This is a genomic window from Ruegeria sp. CDSA246 (assembly GCF_059611225.1).
The window spans coordinates 42,845-67,688 of sequence record NZ_JBXWPD010000017.1 but is presented as its reverse complement, the minus strand read 5'-3'; the positions used below and the strand labels follow the sequence as shown (position 1 = coordinate 67,688).

General features: G+C 52.9%; 28 protein-coding genes. 10 read left to right on the top strand and 18 right to left on the bottom strand.

Annotated elements, in window-relative coordinates; genetic code table 11:
- The first annotated feature begins 289 nt into the window (after positions 1 to 289).
- The 4 genes from AC2FI9_RS19380 to AC2FI9_RS19365 all read left to right on the top strand — a co-directional run bounded on the left by AC2FI9_RS19380 (position 290) and on the right by AC2FI9_RS19365 (position 3,449).
- Positions 290 to 853 carry a GbsR/MarR family transcriptional regulator gene (locus AC2FI9_RS19380; protein ID WP_496769922.1) on the top strand — a complete coding sequence of 188 codons (564 nt, stop codon included), beginning with the start codon at positions 290 to 292 and terminating at the stop codon, positions 851 to 853.
- A 40-nt stretch (positions 854 to 893) separates the two neighbouring features.
- Positions 894 to 1,595 carry a DUF4166 domain-containing protein gene (locus AC2FI9_RS19375; RefSeq protein ID WP_496769920.1) on the top strand — a complete coding sequence of 234 codons (702 nt, stop codon included), beginning with the start codon at positions 894 to 896 and terminating at the stop codon, positions 1,593 to 1,595.
- Positions 1,592 to 2,764, top strand: coding sequence for a saccharopine dehydrogenase family protein (locus tag AC2FI9_RS19370; protein ID WP_496769918.1), 1,173 nt, complete (start codon positions 1,592 to 1,594; stop codon positions 2,762 to 2,764). Before AC2FI9_RS19375 ends, AC2FI9_RS19370 begins: the two co-directional genes overlap by 4 nt.
- Positions 2,765 to 3,293: 529 nt before the next feature.
- Complete coding sequence (locus tag AC2FI9_RS19365; protein ID WP_496769916.1) at positions 3,294 to 3,449, top strand: hypothetical protein; 156 nt, start codon at positions 3,294 to 3,296, stop codon at positions 3,447 to 3,449.
- 581 nt (positions 3,450 to 4,030) lie between these two features.
- On the opposite strand, the gene otnC is transcribed toward AC2FI9_RS19365, so the two are convergent.
- From otnC to AC2FI9_RS19330, 7 genes are read right to left on the bottom strand one after another with little or no spacing between them, the layout of a single operon-like run.
- Positions 4,031 to 4,651, bottom strand: coding sequence for a 3-oxo-tetronate 4-phosphate decarboxylase (gene otnC / locus AC2FI9_RS19360; protein WP_496769914.1), 621 nt, complete (start codon positions 4,649 to 4,651; stop codon positions 4,031 to 4,033).
- A 17-nt stretch (positions 4,652 to 4,668) separates the two neighbouring features.
- The gene (gene otnK, locus AC2FI9_RS19355) at positions 4,669 to 5,946 is read right to left on the bottom strand and encodes a 3-oxo-tetronate kinase (RefSeq protein ID WP_496769912.1); all 1,278 of its coding nucleotides are present in this window, start codon (positions 5,944 to 5,946) and stop codon (positions 4,669 to 4,671) included.
- Positions 5,943 to 6,740 carry an N-acyl homoserine lactonase family protein gene (locus AC2FI9_RS19350; protein WP_496769911.1) on the bottom strand — a complete coding sequence of 266 codons (798 nt, stop codon included), beginning with the start codon at positions 6,738 to 6,740 and terminating at the stop codon, positions 5,943 to 5,945. The genes otnK and AC2FI9_RS19350 overlap by 4 nt, the downstream gene beginning before the upstream one ends.
- Positions 6,737 to 7,024 (bottom strand): putative quinol monooxygenase, encoded by a 288-nt coding sequence (locus AC2FI9_RS19345; RefSeq protein WP_496769909.1) that lies wholly within the window; start codon positions 7,022 to 7,024, stop codon positions 6,737 to 6,739. Before AC2FI9_RS19345 ends, AC2FI9_RS19350 begins: the two co-directional genes overlap by 4 nt.
- Positions 7,024 to 8,535 carry a tripartite tricarboxylate transporter permease gene (locus AC2FI9_RS19340; RefSeq protein ID WP_282121321.1) on the bottom strand — a complete coding sequence of 504 codons (1,512 nt, stop codon included), beginning with the start codon at positions 8,533 to 8,535 and terminating at the stop codon, positions 7,024 to 7,026. The genes AC2FI9_RS19345 and AC2FI9_RS19340 overlap by 1 nt, the downstream gene beginning before the upstream one ends.
- A gap of 4 nt (positions 8,536 to 8,539) precedes the next feature.
- Positions 8,540 to 9,289: a hypothetical protein gene (locus AC2FI9_RS19335; RefSeq protein ID WP_496769907.1), complete on the bottom strand. Its 750-nt coding sequence runs from the start codon at positions 9,287 to 9,289 to the stop codon at positions 8,540 to 8,542.
- A gap of 57 nt (positions 9,290 to 9,346) precedes the next feature.
- Positions 9,347 to 10,354 carry a Bug family tripartite tricarboxylate transporter substrate binding protein gene (locus AC2FI9_RS19330; protein ID WP_496769905.1) on the bottom strand — a complete coding sequence of 336 codons (1,008 nt, stop codon included), beginning with the start codon at positions 10,352 to 10,354 and terminating at the stop codon, positions 9,347 to 9,349.
- A gap of 135 nt (positions 10,355 to 10,489) precedes the next feature.
- On the opposite strand from AC2FI9_RS19330, the gene AC2FI9_RS19325 reads away from it, so the two are divergent.
- From AC2FI9_RS19325 to AC2FI9_RS19305, 5 genes are all read left to right on the top strand, one after another.
- Complete coding sequence (locus AC2FI9_RS19325; RefSeq protein ID WP_496705754.1) at positions 10,490 to 11,578, top strand: isocitrate/isopropylmalate dehydrogenase family protein; 1,089 nt, start codon at positions 10,490 to 10,492, stop codon at positions 11,576 to 11,578.
- Entirely contained in the window at positions 11,575 to 12,606 is a 1,032-nt protein-coding gene (locus tag AC2FI9_RS19320; RefSeq protein WP_496769903.1) for a Gfo/Idh/MocA family protein, read from the top strand. Before AC2FI9_RS19325 ends, AC2FI9_RS19320 begins: the two co-directional genes overlap by 4 nt.
- A complete protein-coding gene (locus tag AC2FI9_RS19315) occupies positions 12,603 to 13,280 on the top strand; it encodes a GntR family transcriptional regulator (RefSeq protein WP_496769901.1) in 678 nt (225 codons plus the stop codon). Before AC2FI9_RS19320 ends, AC2FI9_RS19315 begins: the two co-directional genes overlap by 4 nt.
- 215 nt (positions 13,281 to 13,495) lie before the next feature.
- Positions 13,496 to 14,596: an Acg family FMN-binding oxidoreductase gene (locus AC2FI9_RS19310; protein ID WP_496769899.1), complete on the top strand. Its 1,101-nt coding sequence runs from the start codon at positions 13,496 to 13,498 to the stop codon at positions 14,594 to 14,596.
- The gene (locus AC2FI9_RS19305) at positions 14,586 to 15,035 is read left to right on the top strand and encodes a MarR family winged helix-turn-helix transcriptional regulator (RefSeq protein WP_496769897.1); all 450 of its coding nucleotides are present in this window, start codon (positions 14,586 to 14,588) and stop codon (positions 15,033 to 15,035) included. Before AC2FI9_RS19310 ends, AC2FI9_RS19305 begins: the two co-directional genes overlap by 11 nt.
- Positions 15,036 to 15,251: 216 nt before the next feature.
- Here the strand turns inward: AC2FI9_RS19305 and AC2FI9_RS19300 are convergent, their stop codons facing one another.
- From AC2FI9_RS19300 to AC2FI9_RS19265, 8 genes are all read right to left on the bottom strand, one after another.
- Positions 15,252 to 16,424: an adenylate/guanylate cyclase domain-containing protein gene (locus AC2FI9_RS19300; protein WP_496769895.1), complete on the bottom strand. Its 1,173-nt coding sequence runs from the start codon at positions 16,422 to 16,424 to the stop codon at positions 15,252 to 15,254.
- Between the two features lie 126 nt (positions 16,425 to 16,550).
- Positions 16,551 to 17,105: a CIA30 family protein gene (locus tag AC2FI9_RS19295; protein ID WP_496769893.1), complete on the bottom strand. Its 555-nt coding sequence runs from the start codon at positions 17,103 to 17,105 to the stop codon at positions 16,551 to 16,553.
- Between the two features lie 11 nt (positions 17,106 to 17,116).
- Positions 17,117 to 17,569 (bottom strand): TspO/MBR family protein, encoded by a 453-nt coding sequence (locus AC2FI9_RS19290; RefSeq protein WP_496769891.1) that lies wholly within the window; start codon positions 17,567 to 17,569, stop codon positions 17,117 to 17,119.
- 13 nt (positions 17,570 to 17,582) lie between these two features.
- Complete coding sequence (locus tag AC2FI9_RS19285) at positions 17,583 to 18,086, bottom strand: aggregation factor core (RefSeq protein ID WP_496769889.1); 504 nt, start codon at positions 18,084 to 18,086, stop codon at positions 17,583 to 17,585.
- A 136-nt stretch (positions 18,087 to 18,222) separates the two neighbouring features.
- The gene (locus tag AC2FI9_RS19280; RefSeq protein ID WP_496769887.1) at positions 18,223 to 18,606 is read right to left on the bottom strand and encodes a nuclear transport factor 2 family protein; all 384 of its coding nucleotides are present in this window, start codon (positions 18,604 to 18,606) and stop codon (positions 18,223 to 18,225) included.
- A 136-nt stretch (positions 18,607 to 18,742) separates the two neighbouring features.
- Positions 18,743 to 19,123 (bottom strand): VOC family protein, encoded by a 381-nt coding sequence (locus AC2FI9_RS19275; protein WP_496727397.1) that lies wholly within the window; start codon positions 19,121 to 19,123, stop codon positions 18,743 to 18,745.
- Positions 19,124 to 20,137 carry a zinc-binding alcohol dehydrogenase family protein gene (locus AC2FI9_RS19270; protein WP_496769885.1) on the bottom strand — a complete coding sequence of 338 codons (1,014 nt, stop codon included), beginning with the start codon at positions 20,135 to 20,137 and terminating at the stop codon, positions 19,124 to 19,126.
- A gap of 26 nt (positions 20,138 to 20,163) precedes the next feature.
- A complete protein-coding gene (locus AC2FI9_RS19265; RefSeq protein WP_496769882.1) occupies positions 20,164 to 20,454 on the bottom strand; it encodes a putative quinol monooxygenase in 291 nt (96 codons plus the stop codon).
- 104 nt (positions 20,455 to 20,558) lie between these two features.
- On the opposite strand from AC2FI9_RS19265, the gene AC2FI9_RS19260 reads away from it, so the two are divergent.
- Positions 20,559 to 21,446 carry a LysR family transcriptional regulator gene (locus AC2FI9_RS19260; RefSeq protein ID WP_496769880.1) on the top strand — a complete coding sequence of 296 codons (888 nt, stop codon included), beginning with the start codon at positions 20,559 to 20,561 and terminating at the stop codon, positions 21,444 to 21,446.
- A gap of 386 nt (positions 21,447 to 21,832) precedes the next feature.
- Here AC2FI9_RS19260 and AC2FI9_RS19255 read toward each other — a convergent pair whose 3' ends face one another.
- From AC2FI9_RS19255 to AC2FI9_RS19245, 3 genes are all read right to left on the bottom strand, one after another.
- Positions 21,833 to 22,174, bottom strand: a complete 342-nt coding sequence (locus AC2FI9_RS19255) for an alpha/beta hydrolase family protein (protein ID WP_496769879.1) — start codon at positions 22,172 to 22,174, stop codon at positions 21,833 to 21,835.
- Between the two features lie 21 nt (positions 22,175 to 22,195).
- The gene (locus AC2FI9_RS19250) at positions 22,196 to 22,561 is read right to left on the bottom strand and encodes an alpha/beta fold hydrolase (protein WP_496769877.1); all 366 of its coding nucleotides are present in this window, start codon (positions 22,559 to 22,561) and stop codon (positions 22,196 to 22,198) included.
- Positions 22,562 to 22,815: 254 nt separating this feature from the next.
- Complete coding sequence (locus AC2FI9_RS19245) at positions 22,816 to 24,705, bottom strand: SLC13 family permease (RefSeq protein WP_496741305.1); 1,890 nt, start codon at positions 24,703 to 24,705, stop codon at positions 22,816 to 22,818.
- Between the last annotated feature and the right edge of the window lie 139 nt (positions 24,706 to 24,844).

Below are 24,844 nucleotides of genomic sequence, written 5' to 3'. Positions count from 1 at the left end.
TTCTTTTGTTAGCCTGGCCCAATCATTCAAGATCACTTGATACAGCTCTTCGACGCCCATACCGGTTGCTTGCCATGTCATTTCTTGTTGATGGCCGCCGTACCTGTACCTGTCGTTCACCGGCGCGGGTCTTAATGTTGAGCGACTGCATGAATGCTGTGGGGAGAAATCCCTTTAAATCAGCTGTTTGATCGTGTTTGGACATTTGGCCGTCGCGTCAGCACGTGATTTGCATTCATGAATCAACAATGGTCTTGATTTTTGCTCCATCTTGTCTGATATTTCTGTTATGACAGAAATTTATGACATAACGAAATCAGACGCTGCAAGCCAGTTCATTCTTTATTGGGGTGATATGGGCAATCAATGGGGCGTCAATCGCTCTGTGGCGCAGATTCACGCGCTACTTTATCTTAGCTCCAAACCCCTTAATGCCGAGCAGATCGCCGAGTCGTTGGGTATTGCGCGATCCAACGTGTCCAACTCGCTCAAAGAATTGGTGAGTTGGCGCCTCATTCGCCGCATTCCGGTGCCAGGTGACCGGCGCGAGCATTATGAGGCCGAAGTGGATGTCTGGGAAATGGGGATCCGCATCGCCCAAGGGCGCAAGGAACGCGAGATTGATCCGGCAGCACAAGCCCTGCGCGCCTGCGTGGCTCAGGCTGAAACCGAAAGCAATCTTGACCCAACCGCGTTGCGGCGCATGCAGGACATGCAAGAGTTTCTGGCAACCGCCGATACGTGGTTCAGGGACATGCTTACGGTGCCCCGTCCGAAACTGGTGATGTTGATGAAAATGGGAACCAAAGTCGTTTCCCTGCTCAGCTTCACCGGAGGCAAAAAAAGCACCTAAAAATTTGACCTTTAATTTCTCTTTTGACGGAAAAAACAGAATGATCGAAATTAACAAAAGGATAGCGCCACCAGGTGCGAAGCCGGCTCAACCGCAATCCGATGCGATCAGCAGTCTGGATGATCGCTTCAAGAACTTGCTGGGGGCTTCGGCATGGTCGCGCCTGCCCAAGGCAATTCAACGCCGGTTCAGCAAGCGTCTGCGGGGGGATGCCAGCCTTGCCTATCAGGGCCGCGTGACCCAAATGCGGATGAACCCCGTCGGGCGGGCCCTGGCCTTTGCTCTGCGCGTGATCGGGGCACCGCTGCCGTTTGATCGCACCTCTGTCGGTCGATCCGCTGTGGTCACCGTCACCGAAGATGCGGCAACGGGCGGGCAGTTTTGGATCCGGCAATATGGTCGGGCGGCCGGTTTTCCACAAATGGTCGGCAGCTCAAAACGCTTTGCCGGGCCAACCGGATTGGAAGAATATATCGGCTTTGGGATTGGCATCTCGCTAAAGCTCGAAAGCACAGCGAATGGTCTCTATTTCGTTAGCGACCGTTACTTCCTGAAACTAGGGCAAAAACGACTGCCTCTGCCACGGTGGGTCTGTCCTGGAGGGCTTGTGGTGGGCCATGAAGAACTTGGGGGTGGGCAGTTCCGGTTCACTCTGGAACTGGTGCATCCGCTTTTTGGTCAGCTGATCTGGCAGGACGCAACCTTTCATGATGCTGAGATTATCGGGAGTGTCCCGTCATGAAGGTCGTGGTTATCGGCGGATACGGTGTTTTCGGATCCCTGACGGCCCGATTGCTGGCACGTGATGGGCATCAGCTTTGGCTGGCCGGGCGACACCCTGAAAAAGGTCGCTCTCTGGCTCAGGACCTCGGGGCGCAAACCCAGAAGTTGGACATTGGCAAAGCACCAGAGGCTGTTTTCGACGTTAAGCCAGACGTTGTGATTGATGCGGCAGGACCGTTCCAACACTATGGTGATGATCCGTATAAAGTCCCGAAACTCTGTATCGCTCATGGCTGCCACTATCTTGATCTGTCGGACAGCGCCACGTTCACGAAGGGTATTGGTGCTTTGAACACCGAAGCAACGGCCGCAGGTGTTTTTGCCCTTTCCGGTGCATCCAGCGTACCCGGTCTGTCTTCCTGTATCGTCGAAGATTTGATCGAAGATCTGGATGAAGTTGATGTTATCGACATCGCTATCCTGCCAGGTAACCGGGCACCGCGAGGCATGTCCGTTATCAAGAGTATTGTCAGCGGTGTCGGACGGCGGCATCAGGTGTGGCGCAATGGTGCCTGGCAAACAACTAGCGGATGGACAGATCGCAAGTTGTATGAGTTGGAATCGGGTATGAGGCGCGCCGGATACAGCGTCGACGTTCCCGACATCGCATTGCTCCCGGAAATGACAGGCGCGAAAAGCGTCATGTTTCGTGCGGGTCTGGAACTTCCGTTGATGAACTGGGCATTACATCTGCTGGCTAAACTCAGGCAGTACGGGCACTTTGAATTACCGGCCATTGCCTATTCTGCGCTCTACGTTCTTTCAAAAGCGCTTTATCCCTTCGGAAGTGACCGAGGCGGTATGCAGGTAAGTGTTTCCGGCAAGCGCGCCGGGCAGAGCCTGACCCGAAATTGGAAGCTGATCGCGGAAAAGGGGCACGGTCCTTTTGTTCCCGGTGTCATGTGCCGCGCGATCCTGCGAGAACATGACAACGTGATTGCAGGTGCGCGACCCTGCCTGGCAGAGCTGACAAGGCCCCTGGTTGAAGGCGCTATGGCAGATCTGGAAATTCGTACTGAGATCGTCGAACTGATGGATCATGGCACAACTGACCCAAGAGGCGACGTGCAAAAGGGCAAGCGCTCAGGAAATTTGAACAGGCGGCGCCTAAATCCTGCAACACCTTGAGAGCACTGGAACTCGACTCGAAAGCAGTGCGGAAAAAGGGCTTTTTATTATACGCGATAGAGTTCATTTAATTCAAATGCGACGCTTTGACTGATAGGCTGGTGCGCACCTTATATTTCAGTCGTGATAACAGTCGCGGCAAGGACATCTGCTAAGATGTACGTCATCAAAATCTGCAAATCTTGGGCAAGGGAAATGCGCATTCGCCGGTCACTTCTAGCGGCATGAAACGTTTGACCGCAGATTTCCGAACCCGACATCGCTTATCAGGACAGATTCAACAAAATACGCAGCACTGTAGATCTGGCACGGCATCAAAAAGGAGCTGTTATTCCGCTGCCTGGACCAAGGGGCATTGGTTCGTTTGGAAGCAATTGGTAAGTTTCGGAACTGAACAGGGCTCAAGCTGTATCGATGTGCATAGCGCTACCTTTGCAAAATCTCAAAATGGTGTCCCCAGCTTATCTGGTGAATGGCCGGCCTAAAACTGAGACAACCAAGGCATCCTCAAACTCGAAAGGAAAACAGGATGCCGAAAACTAAAGCCATGACCGCCAAAGCAGCCGCGCGCATTCAATCCGCAACCTCAACCAAGACTGGCGGCCAATTGGCAAAAGGCAGTTTCACCGCACGCGCGCAAAGCGCCGCCGCAAAAAACGCCAACCGGACCAATTCCAAGAAGTGAGCTTGTCGGGATGCGACATGCACTATTCCAGAGACAAAGACTTGAACAAGATCATTTCCCAGAATGTAAAAGCGCGCGCGCATTCCGTACACGGTAAGAATCACGGAAAGCTGTTATTCCCGAATGGCGGGCTGATCGTGATCGCCAAAACGGACAGGCTGAAGTATCTCGACGCATGCCCGCCAAACTTTGCAAATTCCGATTTCTGCGCATCGCAGACGTTCACGAGAACCCCAGCAAAATGGCCGCATGGAACCCAATGTTCCTCAGTGAGTGCCCCTAGCGAGTCGAGCGCCGCAAGAGTCCATAACCGTAACGACTACGTCATAAACTGATTAAGTTTATCGGTACGGCAGGTAATCGCGCAGCGAAAAACTATAGGCAAACTAAGCAAACCTATGGGGTGTGCGAAGTGTCATACGCAATCCTACAAGATTGTAGGCGCGCTCATAACGATGCGCTCCTGCTATTGATTTCGTGCATTAAATTCAAATGTGCTTGCCCAAAACTTTGCGCGGTATTCGCGAATAATTTAGCACGATTTGCCCAAAAGTAGGCACACTCCCCCTTTCGGTGTCTGATTACATCCTTCTGAAAGTCTCATTGAGTTCTGCTACTTGTCCAGCATCCAATAGGCGGGTTGGCAGGCCGCGCAAAGCCACTAGCAGCTTAGCCGTTTCTTCCAGCTCTTCAGCTGCACAGACAGCTGAGAAGAGATCCTTTCCTGATACGACGGGACCGTGATTGGCTAATAGAACAGCACTATATTTGCCGCCCAGTTCGCGGATCAATTCACCGGATTTCGGGTCACCCGGCTTGACGTATGGAACCAGTTTGACCGTACCAACACGCATGACCATATACGGCGTCAGCGGTGGAATACAGTCATCTGGATCAGTGTCTTCCAGGCACGACAGTGCGGTCGCCCAGGTCGAGTGCAGATGAACTACGGCAGCCGCTTCCGATCTCGTTTCATAGAAGGCGTGATGCAGAAAGACTTCCTTGGTCGGCTTGTCTCCGGAGACGTGGTTGCCATCCAAATCAATTTTGGCAATGCGCTCGGGGTCGATATTCCCCAATGTCGAATTGGTGGGTGTCATAAGGATGCCTTCGTTCAGACGGGCAGAGACATTGCCCGCAGTACCGACAGAAAATCCACGCGCAAACAGAGATGCACACAACTCCGACATCTGCTGCCGCATAGCCCATTCATCCGAACTCATCGGCCTGCCTCCATCATTCTCAGCGCTTTCGCGAAAAAGTCTGGAGCGCCAAAGTTCCCAGACTTTAGTGCCATCGCAATGGGTTCAGTTTTTCCAACGCTCAGGACTGGCACGCCAGGGTCAATTTCTGGCCCAATTGACATGGCCGGTGACCCCAGTGCCTCAGAGACAGCCTTGGCGACAGCTCCCGACGTCTCTCCTCCTGCCACCACAAGGCGCTTGTACCCCGTTTCGGCAAGTTTTCGTGCTGTATCTGCAAAGAGACTATCCAGTTTTTTCGCCACAGCTTCCTGACCAAATTTGTTTTGGATCGCGCCCACATCATCCGGGCTTCCCGATGAATACGCGAGTGGCGCCTGACCCGGATGCGTTTCAAAGAAATCCAGAAGCGTTTGCGTGGTCACATCCCCGGCCATGACACCCGGAACATCAATGGCGAAGGTTGGATGGGATTTCGCATGAACATCGATCTGCCCGCGGGTCGCACCTGAACAAGAACCCGCAAGGATCGCGGCAGGCCCTGCGACACCAGTGAACGCACTGCCAGCACTTTTGGATGAAGTCTCTCTCAGGAAATTTCTGGGTAGCCCCAGCGCTATCCCGGATCCCCCTGTAATGAGCTTGGCATCCTTTAGAGCCTTGCCCCAGACCAACAAATCTTCATCCGAAATCGCATCGCCAATCACAAATCGTTCGTCGGCTTTCTGCAAAGCATCAGCAATCGCCTTTGAACCTAGCTTCACAGTGTCAATTGGCACCAACCCAACCGCTTCTTCAGTCTGATACTGCAACCATCGCCTGATATTGGCATCCGTCATCGGAGTAAGAGGGTGATTTTCCATCCCAGACTCGTGCAACAGCTTACCAAGCACAAAGAGATGACTGTAATAGATAGTACGCCCCGTTGTCGGAAAGGCCGGACAGAAAATCACTTTTTCCGCGCCCAGTTCGTCGGCAAGCGCTTTCGCAACTGGGCCGATATTTCCTTCCGTCGTGGAATCGAAGGTCGAACAATACTTGAAGATGAACTGCTGGCATCCTTGATCCGCGAGCCACCGCAAAGCACTCAGACTGTCTGCAATGGCTTCTTCAACCGGTGCAGTGCGGCTTTTGAGTGAGATCACACCCGCTTCGATCTCTTCGTCGACCGGGATATTAGGAACACCCGGAAACTGCGCGGTTCGTATCCCACCTTCTGGCTCCATGCCCTTCGCCAAGGTGTTCGCAATATCACTCGCACCAGTAAAATCATCCGCTATGACACCAATTTTCATAGTTCGATGTCCCTGGTTGGCCCGAAATCCAGCCTATGGATATGTGGTGCCGCTCCGACGGGAAAAACCTCACGCACAAGTGGATCATGGCCGGGCACGATAAGTCGAGGATGCGAGGCCAACCTCTCGAGCGTCTTAAATCCATCCATCATGTCCTGCAGGTCGACGACAATGGGAAAGGCTTTGCGCGCCATGAAATTCTCATAGTAATGCGAGGCATCAGAGGCGAGCACCATCCACCCGGCTTCCGTCCTTACGCGAACGCATTGCAACCCTCGCGAATGCCCACCAATGCAGTGCACCGTGATCCCATCTATAATCTCGACTTCTCCATCGTAGAACACGACCTTCCCTGAATAGAGACGCTTTACGACCTCGCAAATATGGCCCGCCGTGAAAGGTGCGCGCAGATCGTCGTGGCACATGCAGGGGCCTGTGGCGAAGGCCATCTCCGCCGATTGCATATGCAACTTCGCGCTCGGGAACATATGCAGCCCCCCCGCGTGGTCATAATGAAGATGGGTCACGATGATGTCTGTCACCGCTTCCGGCGTGATGTCCAAGGGGCGCAGAGCCTCGCGTGGGTCCATCGCAATGGGACGACCACGGGCGGCGGCCTCATCGGAGTCGTAGCCGGTATCGACCAGAATGACTTCGTTGCCGCGCTTCAATACCCAAACGAAATAGTCCATCGCGTGAGACGCGTCGTGATTATCATCGATGATGAAACTATCAGCTCGCGTCCGGGCGTTGCGATCCGCGTATTTCACGGCATGGATTTCCCAATCGTTCATCGGATGACCTCGGAATACTGGTGAACCACCTTGGTGGCGATCATATCAGCCACAGCCGTATCGAAGGACCGAAAATGCGCACTTTCTAGGTGTACAGAGAAGGCCGCGCTGTCATCATAAACCTCATAGAGAAAAACTGTCTCGGGATCGTCGCCGAGGCAAACGTCAAACTGCTGGCATCCGGGCTCTTCACACAAAGAGGTCGAAGCGTTTTCGACCATCAGCGGCAAAAAGGTGTCTCTCGTACCGGGCTTGAGAGTGAAGGTGACAGTAACCACAAACATCAGACGGAAAGTCCTTTCAGACGTGAGAAAGCGCGCTTCGCGACAGGCAGTTGGCTGAGGATCAGACCAATGTTGAGCACCAGCAGAATGGCCGCACCGGGCCGCGAAAAGAAGACCGAAAGATCCCCGTCCGACAAGAACAGCGACCGGCGGAAGGTTTCGTCAAACAGGCTGCCTAGAATAACCCCGATCACCAACGGCGCGATTGGGTATTTCATCAGGTTCATGAAATAGGCAACGGCGCCGACGCCAAGCATCAGGTAAAGATCATTGATACCACCACCAACGCTGAAAGACCCAATTGTTGTCAGAACCATAACGACGGGCAAGAAGATGGTCTGCGGGATGGCGAGTATTTTGATAAAGACCCGAGCAGTGAACAGGCCCATCAAGAACATTGTCAGGGAGGCCAGCACTAAAATTGCAACCACGCGCAGAATGATCTCGGGATCTATCGTCGGACCTGGGATCACGTTGTTAATCTTGAAAGCCCCCATCAAAGCCGCGGCGGGTGGTGAGCCGGGAATGCCCAAAACCAAAAGCGGGATTAGCGCGCCCCCAATGCAGGCGTTGTTTGCCGTTTCAGAGCACAGCAGACCTTCCAAAGAGCCTTTTCCAAACTTGTCGCCCTCGGCAGATACGGTCTTGCCGACACCGTAACTGACCCAACCGGCGACATCTTCGCCCACGCCGGGAAGCGCTCCTACCCCGGTCCCGATCACTCCTGAACGGCCAATGGTCGGCAAGTAACGTCGGATGGAGCGTAGGTTCGGAAGGATGCGACCTTTCAGGGCCAGAGCTTTCCCGGCCTCAACGTGCCTTAAACCGTCGATGATTTGGGGAATGGCGAAGGCCCCCATCAAAACTGGCACGACCTGAAACCCGCTCATCAAGTAAGACCAGCCGAAGGTATAGCGCGGCTCAGACAACAAAGGGTCGAGTCCCACCATGGACATCGCAAGCCCGATCAAACCAGCGATCCATCCCTTAATCACCAGGTCTTCGCTCATCAAAGTGCCAGAAAGCAGAATGCCGAAAAGGGCCAGCAACGCTTTCTCCGGGCTTGCGATGTTCTTTGAAACCAAAAGCAGCGCCCACACGAAAATCAAAAGCGTGATGGTCCCGATAACTGTGCCAATGAAACTGGCCGTTGTGGTCAGCCCTAGTGCTTCGCCCCCTCGACCCGCTTTGGCCAGAGGGTATCCATCCATGGCTGTCGCCGCGCTGGCCGCCGTGCCCGGAATGTTCAGCAGGATTGACGGATAAGAGCCACCGTAAATCGCGCCGACATAGGCCCCGAGCAAAGCGATAAGCGAATAGTCCAATGGGATCTTGTTGCCGAAGAAACCCGTCAGGATCGTCACTGCCAGCGTTGCGGTCAGGCCGGGCAATGCGCCGAATGTGATGCCCAGGAACACGGATGCGATCAAATACAGATAGGTCAGCGGGTCTACTGCCAGGCCCACGAATGCGGTCCCAAATCCAGCCAGTTGCGAAAGGATAAAGTCCATCCGGTCAATCTTTCCATAGCGGACGAAGCGTCACGTAGTAGTGGTATTCGATTTGCTCGAAGATCAGCCCGCCGCGCGCGGGCACGTTCTGTCGGAAAACAAAGGCCATCGCGCAAACCAGAATGAACGGGGCAAGTACTGCCACCAACGGAACGAATCGCAAAACGCGTTCGGAAACCGCCTTGCTCAACACCACAAGTGTGAGCGAGACCCATAAGGCCAGTGTAAACCAATCATCACTGTGTGCGTTCCAGTCCGCCTGCGCGGGAAATACAGCAAACGCAAATAGCCCGGCAGAGACAACCGCGCTACAGGCCACCAAAGCACGCCGCGCATGACCCCCGCAGTAGCCGTAAGTCAGAGCTGTAATCAGCAACCCAGAACACAGAATGAAGTCCACTCTGGGAACCAGTCCGACGACATATGCAAGAAGGATCAGGCCTATTGTAGAAGCTCGATAGGCTTCCGACTTATCCCATCCGATGCCCAAAGCACTGAGCGCGTTTTGGGCCCCACCTGAGCGGATTGAAATAGCCAGCAAAACGAAGGACAAGCTAAGCAATCCACCGAAGATGAACAGCGGTACAATTGCAGCCGAGTTGTACCAATCCGATCCACTTACACCTGCGCGGTTTTCGCCCCAAAGTGGAATGTCCGATGTCTTCCAAAGAAAAAAGACGGACACTGTTATAAGAACAATTGCTGCCCAAAAGTCGCGCGACCGCATGACCAGTGTTTCGTCAGGTTTGTCCATTGCCTGCCTCCTGAGGGAAAGGGCGCGATCAAGCGCGCCCCTTCAAAATTGATCGGATTAGGGCTGCTCGATACCCAGCGAGGCCGGATCCACTGTGGCAGCGCCAAGGCCCTGCAAGGTGTAGGCAAAAGTAGCCTCGAGGTTCGCAAACAGTTCTTGAGCTTCTTCACCGTGTTGACCACCGACATCATAGTTGTTTGCAGAGGCCCATTCGGCGACGGTGTCGGAGGCAATAGCTTGCTCGAAGGCATCACCAAGCGCGGCCTTTACATCGTCCCCGGCTGAACTGTGAACTGCAAACCCGATGGCCTGTTTGAGCGGCAAATACTGATCAAGACCGTCATAGATGCCAAAGGCAGAAGGCACTGTTGCCCCTGCAATCTGCGCATCTTCGGGCGTCAACATCGCGAGCGGTTTAAGTTGACCGCCTTCAATCAATGGAGCCTGTTCAGCCAGTGACGTCACAACCAACGCAACTTCACCCGCTATCGCTGCTTCCTGCCCGGGCGCTGAGCCTTTGTATGGAACAAATTTGAACTCAGTCCCTGACCCTTTTTCGATGGCCAGAAGATTCAAGTGGTGGATCGAACCTGCGCCGGAAGCCGCCGCGGGAATAGTGCCAGGAGCAGCTTTCGCAGCGTCGACCAGTTCTTCCAGAGTATTGTACGGGCTGTCCACCGGAACCGAGATCAGATCAGGTGATCCGCCAACAATGAACGGATACCAAAAATCAAATTTCTTATCCCAACCACCCTGCACAGCAGCGGTGACGTTAGACTCTGACAAACCAACCAATGTATAGCCATCGTCTGGTTGGTTCATCACATAAACCATACCGTTGGAGCCTGCGACACCACCTGTTTGATTGATCACATTGATCGAGACCGGAAGGTGTTTTTCCATCTCGGCCATAATCATTCGGTTGATCGTGTCCGTGCCACCACCGGCCCCCCAGACCACAGCTGTGGTGATATCACGATAGGGGTAATCCTGCGCGACAGCTGCCCCTGCAATCCCGGTCGCCATCACGGCTGCGGCCGCCAACCGCCCTAGCTTTAGTTTCATTTCCAAGTCCTCCCAAACATCTTTGCGTTTATTATTGCATTTATTTGCGTATACATTAAAGAATGCATTGTCAACGTACTGTAGTGGAAGCTGCTATCGCGCTATGAATGCGAAACGGGAAGGAAACGGGCCAAGATGAAAAAAATGTACGATGTTGCGGTGTTCCACGGGGACGGGATCGGCCCGGAAATTATGGCCCCTACGCTTGAAATCCTGCGCCAGCTCTCGGGCAACAGTCCCAGCTACGAGCTGGCGTTTACAGACGCGCCGGCAGGCGCAGGCCACTACGCCAAAACAGGAGAATCGTTTCCGGCTGGATCACTCGAAACTGCACGCAATGCTGACGCAATTCTGCTGTCTGCAATGGGTTTGCCGGATGTTCGATATCCTGACGGAACCGAGATTTCACCGCAGATTGATCTGCGAAAGCAACTGGGACTTTTTGCTGGTGTGCGGCCAGTAAAGGTAAGCAGCGGACAAATGACCCCTTTGTCGCTCCCCAGTGGAAAAGAGATCGACTTTGTCTTGATACGCGAAAGCACAGAAGGGCTGTTCTTCACCCAAGGCGCTGGCGAAGTTACCGATGACGAAGCACGTGAAACTCTGCTGATCACTCGTGAGGTGTCCGAAAAACTGTTCCGGTTCGCGTTTGAACTCGCCCAGAACCGCAAAAGAACCGGGCGCGGTCGGGGTCGAGTTACATGTGTCGACAAAGCCAATGTATTCCGCGCCTTTGCGTTCTTCAGATCGATGTTTGATGCAGAAGCCGCCCACCATCCCGAATTACAAGCAGACCATGCTTATGTTGATGCTACCGCTCTGTGGATGGTCCAGAAGCCTTGGGAATTTGATGTCTTGGTGACTGAGAACATGTTCGGAGACATCCTCTCAGACCTTGGTGCGGGTCTCATGGGTGGTCTTGGACTGGCTCCGTCAGCGGATATCGGGTTGAACCACGCTGTATTCCAACCCTGCCACGGCTCCGCTCCGGACATTGCTGGACAGGGTATTGCCAACCCGTTTGCGATGATCCTGTCCGCAGCAATGATGCTTGAATGGTTGGGGTTCACCCATGATCATCCAGACCTGTCCAGCGACGGCGAACGATTGCGTGAAGCCGTGGAAAAGGTGACGGCGAACGGACAGAACTTGACCCGCGACCTAGGTGGCACCGCCGGAACGCAGGATGCAGCCGCGTCAGTATCTGAAGCATTGCGGGCATGAATACTCAACAAGCCATCAGGGTTGCGTGTGTTGGAGCGGGATACTTCAGCAAATTCCACTACGAAAGCTGGTCCCGAATGCCCGGAGCGGTTCCGATTGCATCCTGCAACCGTGATATCAACAAGGCGAAAGAAACAGGACTGGCCGCTTACGATGATCTGTCAAAAATGCTGGAGGCGGAAGAACCGGATCTCGTAGACATTATCCTTCCGCCTGTGGCGCAGGCCGAGGCAATCCGCTCGGCACTGCGATTTGGTATCAAGTGGCTGATCTGCCAAAAGCCATTTTGCTTATCTCTGGATGAAGCTGAGAAGATTGTTTCAGAGGCTGAAGCGGTTGGGGCAACTATTGTTGTACACGAGAACTTCCGCTTCCAGCCTTGGTATCGCGCAATCAAAGAGGCGATGACCGAGGGTCGAATTGGTACACCTCTCCAAGCTACTTTCCGGCTTCGGCCCGGCGACGGACAGGGACCACGAGCCTACCTAGACCGGCAGCCGTACTTTCAGGACATGCCGCGTTTCCTGGTTCATGAAACAGCGGTTCACTGGGTAGACACGTTCCGGTTTCTATTCGATGCGCCCAGCGCAGTTTATGCGGACTTGCGCCAAGTTAACCCAGTTATCGCAGGCGAGGACGCAGGTTACATCCTGTTTGACCACGCCAACGGTTTAAGAGCTCTGTTCGATGGCAATAGATGCCTTGACCACAGCGCCGAAAACCTGCGTCAGACCATGGGCGAAGCGCTCATCGAAGGAACGGAAGGATCACTGGTTCTTAACGGCGACGGTTCAGTCGAGCTCCGCGCTTTTGGAAAACAGGAGCGACAGCAGATTCTACCTCCAAGCGATCACGATGGATTTGGAGGAGACTGTGTCCACGCCTTGCAAAGTCACGTCGTTTCAGGCCTTCTACGGGGCACGCCGTTGGAAAACACGGCTCGCGACTATTTGGACGTGATCCGCATCGAAGAGAACATCTATCTCTCGGCCGCGGAGGGACGAAAGATCAACCTGGAGACGCCGTGAAGGATCAGGACGCAAAAACTCTTTCCAATACGCAACGCGCTGTCAGGGATTTGCGAAAGATGATCCTGTCCGGCGAACTTGCAGCCGGAACTGACCATCTGGAGTCGGAACTCGCCGAGACCCTTGGCATGTCCCGCACCCCGATACGGGAAGCTGCGCTGATGTTGGAAAGTAAGGGCTTGCTGGAAATGCGGCCCCGAAAGGGCGTTCGGATACTGCCTGTTTCATCAGATGATATGCGTGAAATTTACGACATACTGACGGAACTCGAGAGTCTCGCAGCACAGCGCGCTGCCGAAGCGGGTTATTCAGAGGATGAACTGGCAGTACTTGCCGGATCAATTGCAAAGATGGACCAAGCCATCGAAGCCGAAGACCTTGAAGCCTGGGCCGAGGCCGACGAGTTGTTTCATCAGGAGCTCGTTCGGTTGGGCGGCAACAAACGTGTCGAAGCGATTGTCGCCATGATGAGCGATCAAGTGCGTCGCGCGCGCGCAACGACGTTGTTTATCAGACCCCTGCCCGTCAAATCCAATGAAGATCACCGGGTTGTTTTTCAAGCGATTAGTGAAGGTCGTCCAGATGCCGCCCGCGAACGTCATCGAGAACACAGGCTGCAAGCACAGGCTATGCTTTGCGGGATACTCGAAAAGCATCGGCTCACCAGCCTCTGATCTTCTCGTGTCCGGTCGTTAATCAACTAAAATAACTGCCTATTTTCGGCATAAAAGGCGCTACGAATACTTGTCTACAACGGCAGTCCGCCGTTGCCTTCGGCTGTTTTGATTTACTTTTTTCAAGTCACTCAACCAATCACTGCATCGATTGGGGTTGATATAGTACGGATTCGTATTAAATTAGTTCGATATCGTACTATTGGAGAGTCAAGATGCCAAACCGAAGACGTTTTCTCAAGATTCTAGGCGGAGGCACAATACTGGCGGCAAGCGGTGCGGTTGCGTTCCTCGCTACACGCACGCCGCATGCCGCGCTGGCTCCGTGGACGCCAAAACCGTATGACGACCCACGCAAAGCCGCTTTGTCCTACGCAATTCTCGCCCCCAATCCACACAACTTGCAACCTTGGCTGGTCGAGTTGGTTGGACAAGACAAGGTGCGCATCCAACGTGATCCTGATCGCGAGCTTCCGGAAACCGATCCTTACCACCGCCAGCTCTTTATTGGCCTCGGCGCCTTTGTTGAGACGATGATTCTAGCAGCAGGTGCTCTCGGGTTCGATACCGAGGTCAAGTTACTGCCAGATGGGGATGACGGACCCATCGCAGAAGCAGTGTTCGTGCCGGGCGGGACATCCGATCCACTATCAGATCAAATCCTCAAACGGCATTCCAACAAAGAACCATACACTGAACAGCGGCTGTCCGAGGCGGAAACCTCGGTCCTTGAAAACTATGCCACTCTGATTTCCGATGAGGATCTAGTGGCCCGTGTTCGAGACCTAACGAAACGCGCTTTTGAAATCGAAATGCGTACACCGCAGACCTTGAAAGAGTCCGTCGACCTCATGCGGATCGGGAAAGCAGAAATCAACGCCAACCCGGACGGGATTGAATTACGTGATCCCATGCTGGAAACGCTGCGACTTACCGGCTTGTTGGATAATGAGACCCTTATGAACGTTGACCACCCAGGCACTCAGTCACACATGCGAGGCTACTTCGCCATGCTAGACGCGACGCCGCAATACGCAATCCTTACGACAGCCACAAATACGCGAAGCGATCAACTCGATGCCGGACGTCAATTGATGCGTTTTTATCTGAAGACAACCGAAATGGGCCTGGGCGTTCATCCGGTCAGTCAGGCCCTTCAGGAGTATCCTGAGATGGCCGATGAATACGCTCTGGCGCATGAGCTTCTTGCGTCGCCGGGCCACACGGTGCAAATGTTGCTGCGTTTGGGGTATGGGCCTGAACCAATTGCCACACCCCGCTGGCCGCTGGAGACACGAATTCTGAATGAAGCCTGAGGATGAGCCCAACGAAGTCTACCGGTTCTTCACCGAGGTCGGGATCATCAATCAGTTGATCTCGACCAAGCTTGAAGCGTTCTTACCTGGCAGAATGACCGCAACCCAATTTGGCATATTGGGCCACCTGGTCCGGCGCCCCGAGGGAGAGACACCACTGCAACTTTCGAAAGCGTTTCAAGTGCCCAAAACTTCGATGACGCACATGCTCTCCAGTCTTGAAAATCATGCCCTGATTACCCTTGAATCCAACCCCAATGATAAGCGTTCGAAAATTGCTCGGTCTACACCGGAAGGCGTAGAGTTATTGAAAGCTTGTATGGAGCAGATGTCAGAAGCTCTTGGTCCAGTTTTGTTCGAACTGGGGCCTGAACCGTTTCACAGTTCTTTACCTAATCTGACCCTCATTCGCGAAACATTGGACCGTGAGCGGGACTAGGCGCAACCTGCATCAGCTCAAGCAAGCAGTAAAATTCTCAAAACATCTTAAAGTCTCCGCCCGTGGGAAGCAGCAGTGATCCTTCCGGCAAGGTGCGCGTGTAGTCAAATGTCACAATCTTAGAACGTGGAAATTGATAATGAACGATGTGCTTCAACGCATGGTGTATGCAATTCCCGTTTGGCAATGCCACAACCACCAGAAGCACAAACCATATTAAGGCGCACGTTCAGAGAGAAAGAACAGCTCAATTGGCTGAGCAAGGCCACGTATTTCGTGATCTCCACAGCTGACGAACATGTTTGGTGAAGCACTTGCAACAGCTGACGTCGCCAAAACTCTCCGACCGATTGATTTTGTTAAGCCTTCAATTCGGCTTGCGACGTTTACCGCGCCGCCCAGAACTGTAAAGTCAAGCCTGCCGGGGCTGCCGATATTACCGTAACTGACCTGCCCAACGTTAATTCCAACACCAATGTCCAAAGGCGGTTTTTGAATGCCGTCTCGTCGTGAATTGAGAGAGGTCAAACCACTCAATATGCTCTGGGCTGCGAACGCTGCCATGCGGCATCGGTCGGCGTGGTCATTTTGAGTTTCAATAGTAAAGACTGATAGGATGCCGTCGCCCATGAACTTGAGAACGTCTCCACCGTTGTCTTCTACGGCTTTGACCACCAGATCAAAATAGTCAGTAAGCGTGTCAAAGATTTCTTCTTCCGGAGAGGTCTCGGAAAGTGCCGTAAAGCCTCGCAGATCAGAAAACATAACCACGGCATCCAGAGTTGTTCGCTCACCGCGCTTTATATTGCCGCTCCAGACTGCCTCGGAAGGTCCATCTCCTAAATAAGTTCGAAGTAAACCTTTAGACGATTTGCGCATCGTTACGGGCTCAAGAGCGGAAGAAAGGCCCGGTAATGCCGCTTCAATCAGTCTTAGATGCTCCAGAGAGAATCCGCCCGGCGACTGCGTAACAAAGGTGCAACCATGCAACGATCCATCACCGTAATAGAGCAAAGTAGCATAGTAGTCAGTGCCGCCCTGCTCTGCAAATTCCAGATAGGATGAATGCTCTGTTTCTAAGTCCAGTTGCCGGAGACTTTTGTGAAGTGGCTTTCTGTTCGCAAGAATATACTCGAATGAGCTCCCGACATAACCATCTGTCAACATCGTCTCATGGGTGACGTCGTAGCTGTCGGTGCCTTCAGGCGTCCAAACTACCCCCCAAGCAATAAGCAATGGGTTGGCAAAGCGCTGGCCAATGTTTGTTCGCCACAGCGGAACTCCGGCCTCGATCAAGGAGGAACAGAACTGTGACACCACCTTTACGGGATCGCCGGAGCGACGACCTTCTGTAATCATCCATTCGGTTAGTCGAGCGACTTGTTCCATGGAACCAAGTTAGTCGCTTGAAAAAGATGAGCAAAGACTATTGAAATTGCATAGTCGCTTGTATTTATTGAGCCGCCCAATCTGATTGGTGCAACAGAAGATTGCAGCCCCTCGCTTGGGCGAACTTCAATAGAAACCAATCCTACTGATATCTACGAGTACTTCGTGATCGCGCCCGAAGGCTACAACTCCAACTGAAGTGATTTCGTCAGCAACGGGAATAGCGCGTAACATAGCACCTGAAGCCTTGAAGTCAGACAGAGGTAAAGAGACTTCGGTCCATTCTTCAGAAGTTGCGAACTGGGCCTGATAGTATTGCCATGGAAGCACCGTGCCACGTGTCCTGAGGTGAACGAAGTATTGTTCGCCGTTGCCCCGGACCAAGAGCCTGACGCCCGAAACACTCGCATCTGGTCGATCAGGCAACTTGCGTCGAAACTGGATGAAGCCACCGTTGTTTTCTGTACTCACGGTTCCGGTCAGCCGCGCGAATGCAACTTCACCTTCCGAACGAAACTGCACCTGCCCTGAAGAGACCCCTCCCATAACAGTGTCGGCAACGTAGTCCCAACGCGTCTTTGGAGCCTCGGAGAAGTCCTCAGCAAGATTTCCATCAGCCTGTGCCATAGTAGATCCGATGATAAATAGACCTGAAACAAGCCCAACGAAGTTGCCACGCATATTGTTCTTCCTCAGTTCAATATCGCAATGGAAAGGTTAAGCGCCGTGGCAAATGCGACCCATGCTAAATACGGCAGGAAGGCCAGTGCAGAGACTCGATCAATGTGCCTGACTTCAGCGATGAACACGACGATGACAGCCAGCAACGCGACAATGACCACAAGGGCCACCCACGGCATTTGCAATACGAAAAAGGTTGGGGACCACAAGAAGTTCAGACCCATCTGCGCCCACCACAACTTCATTTTGGTGGAGCTTCGGCCTGCTTCGAACTGGCGCCAACCCGCCATGGCGATCAACACATAAAGCACCGTCCAGACCGGGCCAAATATCCAATTTGGTGGATTGAAAGCAGGTTTAGAAAGCTGCGCATACCAATCGCCAGGTGCAGTCAGTGTACCGATCAGGATGCCACCTCCCAACACAAGCGCAAGAAATGTTATGCGGATCAACCAATTCGACATTGTAGGATAGCTTTCAACAGTCCTTGGTCGTCACATGGACAAGCGCGTCCGAAGAGAAGGTCGCAGTCCAGGTCTCATCCGCGTCGGAATAAGACACCGTAGCACCTTCGATCTCCGACCCTGTTACGGTGATTTCGCGTTGCCCGATGGTGTCATCTACATCGATGGTAAAGGCTAGAGTGTCTCCGGCTGCGAGGGAGGCGATCTCAAGTTCAATTGTATTTTGCCCGTCCATAACCGAAGGAAGTTGACGCAGCGCATCTGCACCCTCAACGAATTCGAGAGGTTGGAATACCTCTACACCTGCGCCTTTTTCGGTAACGTCGAAAATCAGACGTCCGGCAGATTGCGACAAGTCGATTTTGAGGGTCGAGGCATCTACTTCGCACGCTCCGACATTTGTCAAAACAAAACGGTCCTTGGGTGCGCCTTCTATGAAACGAATTTGTACACCAGCTTGAAGCGAAGTAGCTGCAAACAATCCAAGTGTCGCGGTAAGAATACTCTTCGAAAGCATAATTATCTCCTTTCTAAATGGTTCTTGATAGATACGCTTCGGCGGGTTTCTTGGATCAGACTTACGTCGTTTGACTATCGTGGTTCAGCCGACAGGAGTCTTCAAAGTTACATGCACCGTGGTCAGAACGGTTAAGTTAAAACATGCCATTGTCATTCGCGCTTTTTGCTGGAATTTCCTGAAGAACATCCCAGTGCTCGACAACCTTACCTTCAACATCCAGGCGAAAAATATCGATCCCTGCGTACTCAAGACCATCGGGCCAGATTTGGTGGCAATGCAGAACAACGTGGTCGTCTTCAGCAAAGGCGCGTTTGATGTCCACTCGCTTTCCGGGGTATTCGGCAGCCATGCGCTCGAAATACTCGACAAAGGCTTGCTTGCCGTCGCCAACATGTGGGTTGTGCTGCGTATAGGTTTCACCAACAAAGGTTGCTATGGCCTCGGCAGGTCGACACTCGTTGAACATCATTTCGTAGAAAGCGATGACGTTTTTCTTGTTTGTTTCGAGGTCCGGCATGCTGATCTCCGAATCGACGTTTGTACCGCCCAAAAATGTTGGTCCGAGTAATTCTTGGAAGCAACCCGGCAAGGATCTCGACCACTAGTCGGCAGGAGCTTGATTTTGCGTTCCAACTATTTCGAGGGCTAGCCACTTACTCGGTTTCTTCGAAGTCTATATGAATATGATTTCCATCAGGATCGGCCACATGGATTTGGACCATTCGAGCCCCTGGGACGTCAGTTTTGCGGTACTGGATTTGACCCGAGATCAGTTTTTCTTCGAATGCGCTCAGCCCCGTGGCTGAGAGCGCAAAATGCTCGAGCTTGAGCTTCACTTCGGAGCCGACATTTGGCGTGCCTTCGCGACCCACAAGGTGAACCACGGCGTGATTACCCGCATACAACCAAGCCCCGGAAAACGGAAAATCAGGGCGGGCCCCAGGTCTCAAACCCAGGACCTCTTCATACCAAGTAACCATCTCAGGCAATTTTGTCGTCACGATATTTACGTGATCTAGACGTTCAATTCTCATCTAAAAACCCTCAAGCACGAGCCTTCCTTTGGCCTTGCCACTTTGGAGGATAGCATGCGCTTTCATTAAGTTTGCAGCATTGATTGTACCAAGTGTATCGGTTGCTGTGGATCTGATCTTTCCATCGTCTATCAACCCGGCAACCTGATTCAGAATTTCGCTTTGACGGTTTATATCTTCAGTCCCAAAAAGCGAGCGAGTGTACATGAACTCCCAATGCAATGAGATCGATTTGGGTTTGAATGGCGCGATGTCAAAGGTCTCAGGATCATCGATCAACCCAAAGCGACCTTGAGGTGTCATCACCTCTCCGGCTTGAGCCGCGTAAACCTGGGAATGGTTCGTTGAAAAGATGAAATCCACGCTTTCGATACCGAGAACCCCGAGTTGTGTGCCAAAAGGTTCCGCATGGTTGATGACATGATGTGCGCCAAGCTCTCGAACCCAGTCTTGTGTCTCGGGTCGGGACGCAGTGGCAATCACCGTCAAGTCAGTGAGAGCCCGCGCCAATTGAATGGTAATTGACCCGACACCGCCTGCGCCACCAATAACCAGTAACGTATTGGTCCCGCCGAAAACGGCATCTTGGACTCGCAAGCGGTCGAACAACATCTCAAAGGCAGTAAGCGTCGTTAGCGGCATCGCCGCAGCTGCTTTTGCAGGTATGGATTTTGGCGCGGCTCCGACAATACGTTCATCAACCAGATGAAACTCAGCATTGGTTCCCGGTCTGTTTATCGCCCCGGCATACCAAACTGTATGTCCCGGACTAAAAGTCTCAACCGCTTCGCCAACTGCTTCGACGATCCCTACTGCGTCCCACCCCAGAATATCTGGTGCTGCACCTGCAGGCGCTCGTTTTTGACGAATTTTCGTATCGACTGGGTTCACTGACACGGCCTGCACCTTGACCAACAAGTCGTGCCCCTTCGGCGTCGGTCTGTCGGTATCGAAGTCGATTAAGGCATCCGCCCGCTCAATCGACCCTGTCTCACGGTATCCCACGGCTTTCATAACGTGCTCCTTTGTCCGGTTCTGTATCAACTGATGATTGTCATCTCATTCAACGTGAACTCTGCAACGGCGCCCTCTGTTGCTTCCAGGTACGCCGCAAGGTGCGGAGCACCCATGTGGGTTTGCCAAAGCTCTCGGCTTTCCCAGTTTTCGTAGAACACGAAATGAGCCGGGTTGTCGTTGTCCTGGTGCAGGTCATAGTTAATGCAACCCTCTTCGGCACAGGTTATATCGATGAGCTTGATCAGCTCACCCTTTACGAGGTCGATCTTGTCGGGGTTGGCTTTGATGTTGGCGACGATTGTCAACTTGGCCATTAGAATAGGTCCCTTGTGTATTGGCGCGATGCGTTAGATTTACGCCGCAGTACTTTCGGGATAAACGGGGTATAATCGAACATATAATCCGGAAATTCCGTTTAATGCATTTAGACAATCTTCGCTTGTTTCTGACCATAGCCGAGAAAGGCAGTCTTGTGGCCGCGGCGCGCGAGACAGGGATGTCGAGCACGACAGTGTCCGAGCGGCTCGCGGCTCTCGAGGCACATTACGGAGTGGTTTTGTTCAACCGCACCACCCGTTCCATTAGCCTTACCGAAGAAGGCCGGACACTAGCTGACGGAGCAAGAAGCATACTCAGTGAGGTTGCGGACCTGGATACACTTGTTCGGCGCGGCGCCGAAACTCTGTCTGGCCCAATTCGCATAAGCGCGCCCATTGACTTGGGACGTAGCTTTGTTTCCGAGGTTATTGCCGAATTCACCGAAGAGAACCCTGCTGTCTCAATCGAACTGTCCCTCTCGGACGGCTATGTCGACCTTGTGGGCCAGGGTTTCGACCTCGCCGTTCGCTTCGGCAACATCACAGACAGCTCGCTCAGGTTGCGAAATCTAGGAAGCTACCAACGTTTCGTATGTGCGTCCCCAAGTTACCTGGCCTCATTCGGAACGCCTGAAAAACCAGAAGATCTATTAAACCACAACTGCTTGGTCATGAGGTTTGGCGACATGATCGACAACGTTTGGGAGTTTGGATCAGGACCAAGTGCCCAGCGCGTATCGGTAAAAGGAAATCGAATAGTCAATGATGGATCACTCATCCGCGATTGGGCGATTACAGGCCATGGAGTCGTATTGAAGTCGGAGCTTGATGTCGGCGACGATGTTCGATCTGGCAGACTTGTCTCTGTCTTGCGCGACTTCCTCCCACCGCCGAAACCTTTGCAAATGATGTTTCCGCCTAGCCGAGCCCAACCACGTCGCATAACGGCCTTAGCTGAGCATTTGCGTCGCAAATTTGGTGTGAGTTAAGGCCGCAGGGGAAGACACTAAATCGCTTCTGCGATTGGCTGCGCTGTTCACGCCTGTCCTAGCTGTTAGTGAATCAATTGAATCGAAGAGGAATATCTAAGCCGTAGCTCAGGATAACCTTCAGTAACCGCCCTTTTGGCCGGAAACTGCTGCAAAGGCGAATATCTTTTAGAGGCGAACATTCCGGCGGGTTGCACCAACTGATAGCCGCTAAGACTGCTCAATGAATTTCAGAGTCACGTGTACCAAGTCTGTGCCAGCATCTTCTTGGATGAAATGCCCGGCTTTTGGTAGCACGGTATGGTTTCGACCGGCGGCTCCTGGGATCGACTTTTGGAACACTTTGTCTACTCCTGCCATGACCCTGTCATCTTCTCCAAAAACGGTCAGAACGGAGTGTTGAGGGTCTTGAGGGTTTTCCATGCGGCTCGGTTGGCTTCTGAAGCAGGGTTGTCGGGTTTGTCGGGCACCAACATTGGAAACTGTCGAGCGCATGCCAGATAGCGCGCATCCGGGAACGGTGCGTTGTAGGCTGCGACCTCTTCGTCGGAAATCTTGGATGTTGTGCCACCGAATACAATGCGTCCCGAATTAAATTCAGGAACGGATTGCGAGTATTCCCGCCATGAAAGAAATGCCTCGCCCAAGGGCGTGTCACCGGTGGGCAAGGCCGTGTTTGCAACAACTACCCGAGAGAACCGCTCGGGCATACTCGCAACCAGCCGCAAGCCGATGAGTCCTCCCCACTCCTAGCAAATCAATGTGATGCCCGTTAGGTCAACTTTCCGCAACCACTCGGACATCCAGTCTACATGGCGTTGGTAGGTGAAGTCGGATCGCTCACTTGGCTTGTCCGACCGTCCAAACCCAATCAAATCAGGAGCCAGAACTCGATGGCCCGCATCTTTGAACAACAAAATCATGCGCCGATACAGGAAGCACCAGGTTGGTTCTCCATGCATCAACAATACTGTCTGTGCCTGTGCCGGTCCCTCGTCCCAATAGTGCATTCGGAGACGACCGCCTTCGGTATCTTCCACATCAAGATAGTTCGGGCCGAATGCGAAATCTGGCAACCCGTCAAACCGATGATCAGGTGTTCGAAGGAACTTCATTGTGAACTCTCCAATATGCCGACGATATTGGCCAAGCAACAGTGATCGATGAAACAAAAACGGTCCAGTACCAGCGTATGTCGACGTCAGGTTTGCATTTGTTCGCCGCCCTTCTTCTCTTGCTCGCAGCGAAGGTCCATTTGCATAGATCTCGGATCTGCTGCTCCAACAAAAGGATTGGTCTCAAAGACCTCATCTTACCAGTTCTTCTCAGCTGAAGCAGAGTTCATCAATGCGGATCGCCAAGAAGCGCATCAGAAGAAGAGCGCAAGTCCGGTCATTGAGACAACCAAGAAAAGTAGAGTCATGATTCCACCCGAGCGAACGAAATCGACCACCCGGTAGCCTGCCGGGCCCATGATCAACGCGTTCACTTGGTGTGTTGGGATCAAAAATGAGTTGGACGTTGAAATTGCCACGGTGAGAGCAAACACAGCCGGATTGCCACCCGCGGATACGGCAATAGAAACTGCTAGCGGCACCAGGAGGACAGTTGCGCCTACATTGGACATGACCAGCGTGAACGCAGTCGCCAAAACGGCGATCCCTGCTTGCAACGACCAGATCGGCCAACCCTTCAGGAGGGCCAACACATGCGCGGCAATCCAATCCGCAGTGCCAGTGTTCTGAACTGCTTGGCCCAACGGGATCAGCGAAGCCAGTAGAAAGACTGTGCTCCAACTGATCGACTCGTAGGCTTCATCAATCGATAACACCCGGCTCAAAACCATGCCAACAGCGCCAATTAATAGGCACAGCGACAAACGCAGATCAGAGAACAGAATTAAGCTCAACGCTATTAGGAAGAAGGCGAGCGCCCAACCGACCTTGTGTGGCCGTAACTCTTCCTGGGGAAAGTCCGAAGTTACGACGACAAAATCCCTGTCCGACATCAGTCGTGTCAGACGGTCCCACTGCACGTGCACCACACACGTATCACCGGCCTGCAAAGGGACTTGCCCGATATGCGTTGCAGCATGATCTTCAGTTTCCACATGGCTCAGTGTTTCTTCGCCTCGCTGAATGGCCAACAAAGATAGCCCATGTGTCTGACGGAGACGCAAATCAATCGGAGTCTGGCCGATCACTGAAGAACCGGGTGGAATAACAACCTCTGCCACCCCCGATTGAGTTGCGGCGAAATCATCTGCAAAGACGTCTAGTTGCGGTAGGATCTCTAAGCCGTAAGGCTCAACGAACTGTTGCTCAACCACCCGACGCAGGCCAAGCACAGCGAGCCGCGCCGGGGCTTCGATCTTGGTATCAGCCATCGGCGCGATGACCTTGTGGCCGCGATAAGATGTGCCGAGAATGTAAATGTTATGGGCGACCATGACATCCGCGAGCGTTTGTCCTATCAAGATCGAGCCTTCAGGAACACGAATTTCGAACATATCAGCCCTGAGCCCATATGTGTTTTCGACATAGGTCTGCATGGACCGAGCTGAGCTTGCGTCTTCTCCACGCTCCCGCTGTTCAGGGAGAACCCAACGACCAAAGAGCACAAAATAAAGCACCCCTGTCAGCACCAGCATCACACCGATAGGCGTGACTGAAAACAACCCAAATGTCTCCATTTGTTGATTAGCCGGAAGGGATGAATTTGCCGAAACAATCAGGTCATTCAACAGGATGAGGGGCGACGACCCGACCAATGTGATCGTACCACCCAGAATCGCGCAAAACCCCATGGGCATAAGCAACCTACTCATCGGGATTTCCGTACGTGCTGAGATGCGGCTCACAACAGGCAGAAAAAGCGCAGCAGCTCCTACGTTCTGCATGAAAGAACTGATGACACCAACCGTTGTTGATATTATGGGAATTATCCGGGCCTCTGTCGTACCACCATTTTTGAGGATCAAGGCAGCGACCTTTGACATAAGTCCAGTCTTATCAAGCCCAGCCCCAATTACCATAACTGCGATGATGGACATCACGGCGTTCGAGGAAAAACCTTCAAAGAGCTTGGATACATCGGCTAGATTACCTAGCCCCGGTAGATAGCTCAGTGCGCCAAGCAGTACCATTACAAGAATTGCTGCGACATCGATTCGTATAATCTCGGTAACAAAAAGTAAGACCGTAAAAGACAATAGACTCAGTACGGCTATCATTTCGTACGTCAGTGTTGGTAATTCCATATCGTACTCCCAACCTAACGTTACCTGACTACCAGCAAATACGAAGGACCAACTCTGCGCAGCAGATAAGGCCAAAATCCTTCAGGCCGACTTACGCAGCTCGTTTTCTCGGACGAGGTATCTGCTGAAACCTGGATTT

What these genes read in the sequence shown, in the direction of transcription:
- AC2FI9_RS19380 (WP_496769922.1), top strand. Translation starts at nt 290, where the DNA reads ATGACAGAAATTTATGACATAACGAAATCAGACGCTGCAAGCCAGTTC.
- AC2FI9_RS19375 (WP_496769920.1), top strand. Translation starts at nt 894, where the DNA reads ATGATCGAAATTAACAAAAGGATAGCGCCACCAGGTGCGAAGCCGGCT.
- AC2FI9_RS19370 (WP_496769918.1), top strand. Translation starts at nt 1,592, where the DNA reads ATGAAGGTCGTGGTTATCGGCGGATACGGTGTTTTCGGATCCCTGACG.
- AC2FI9_RS19365 (WP_496769916.1), top strand. Translation starts at nt 3,294, where the DNA reads ATGCCGAAAACTAAAGCCATGACCGCCAAAGCAGCCGCGCGCATTCAA.
- otnC (WP_496769914.1), bottom strand. Translation starts at nt 4,651, where the DNA reads ATGCGGCAGCAGATGTCGGAGTTGTGTGCATCTCTGTTTGCGCGTGGA.
- otnK (WP_496769912.1), bottom strand. Translation starts at nt 5,946, where the DNA reads ATGAAAATTGGTGTCATAGCGGATGATTTTACTGGTGCGAGTGATATT.
- AC2FI9_RS19350 (WP_496769911.1), bottom strand. Translation starts at nt 6,740, where the DNA reads ATGAACGATTGGGAAATCCATGCCGTGAAATACGCGGATCGCAACGCC.
- AC2FI9_RS19345 (WP_496769909.1), bottom strand. Translation starts at nt 7,024, where the DNA reads ATGTTTGTGGTTACTGTCACCTTCACTCTCAAGCCCGGTACGAGAGAC.
- AC2FI9_RS19340 (WP_282121321.1), bottom strand. Translation starts at nt 8,535, where the DNA reads ATGGACTTTATCCTTTCGCAACTGGCTGGATTTGGGACCGCATTCGTG.
- AC2FI9_RS19335 (WP_496769907.1), bottom strand. Translation starts at nt 9,289, where the DNA reads ATGGACAAACCTGACGAAACACTGGTCATGCGGTCGCGCGACTTTTGG.
- AC2FI9_RS19330 (WP_496769905.1), bottom strand. Translation starts at nt 10,354, where the DNA reads ATGAAACTAAAGCTAGGGCGGTTGGCGGCCGCAGCCGTGATGGCGACC.
- AC2FI9_RS19325 (WP_496705754.1), top strand. Translation starts at nt 10,490, where the DNA reads ATGAAAAAAATGTACGATGTTGCGGTGTTCCACGGGGACGGGATCGGC.
- AC2FI9_RS19320 (WP_496769903.1), top strand. Translation starts at nt 11,575, where the DNA reads ATGAATACTCAACAAGCCATCAGGGTTGCGTGTGTTGGAGCGGGATAC.
- AC2FI9_RS19310 (WP_496769899.1), top strand. Translation starts at nt 13,496, where the DNA reads ATGCCAAACCGAAGACGTTTTCTCAAGATTCTAGGCGGAGGCACAATA.
- AC2FI9_RS19305 (WP_496769897.1), top strand. Translation starts at nt 14,586, where the DNA reads ATGAAGCCTGAGGATGAGCCCAACGAAGTCTACCGGTTCTTCACCGAG.
- AC2FI9_RS19300 (WP_496769895.1), bottom strand. Translation starts at nt 16,424, where the DNA reads ATGGAACAAGTCGCTCGACTAACCGAATGGATGATTACAGAAGGTCGT.
- AC2FI9_RS19295 (WP_496769893.1), bottom strand. Translation starts at nt 17,105, where the DNA reads ATGCGTGGCAACTTCGTTGGGCTTGTTTCAGGTCTATTTATCATCGGA.
- AC2FI9_RS19290 (WP_496769891.1), bottom strand. Translation starts at nt 17,569, where the DNA reads ATGTCGAATTGGTTGATCCGCATAACATTTCTTGCGCTTGTGTTGGGA.
- AC2FI9_RS19285 (WP_496769889.1), bottom strand. Translation starts at nt 18,086, where the DNA reads ATGCTTTCGAAGAGTATTCTTACCGCGACACTTGGATTGTTTGCAGCT.
- AC2FI9_RS19280 (WP_496769887.1), bottom strand. Translation starts at nt 18,606, where the DNA reads ATGCCGGACCTCGAAACAAACAAGAAAAACGTCATCGCTTTCTACGAA.
- AC2FI9_RS19275 (WP_496727397.1), bottom strand. Translation starts at nt 19,123, where the DNA reads ATGAGAATTGAACGTCTAGATCACGTAAATATCGTGACGACAAAATTG.
- AC2FI9_RS19270 (WP_496769885.1), bottom strand. Translation starts at nt 20,137, where the DNA reads ATGAAAGCCGTGGGATACCGTGAGACAGGGTCGATTGAGCGGGCGGAT.
- AC2FI9_RS19265 (WP_496769882.1), bottom strand. Translation starts at nt 20,454, where the DNA reads ATGGCCAAGTTGACAATCGTCGCCAACATCAAAGCCAACCCCGACAAG.
- AC2FI9_RS19260 (WP_496769880.1), top strand. Translation starts at nt 20,559, where the DNA reads ATGCATTTAGACAATCTTCGCTTGTTTCTGACCATAGCCGAGAAAGGC.
- AC2FI9_RS19250 (WP_496769877.1), bottom strand. Translation starts at nt 22,561, where the DNA reads ATGAAGTTCCTTCGAACACCTGATCATCGGTTTGACGGGTTGCCAGAT.
- AC2FI9_RS19245 (WP_496741305.1), bottom strand. Translation starts at nt 24,705, where the DNA reads ATGGAATTACCAACACTGACGTACGAAATGATAGCCGTACTGAGTCTA.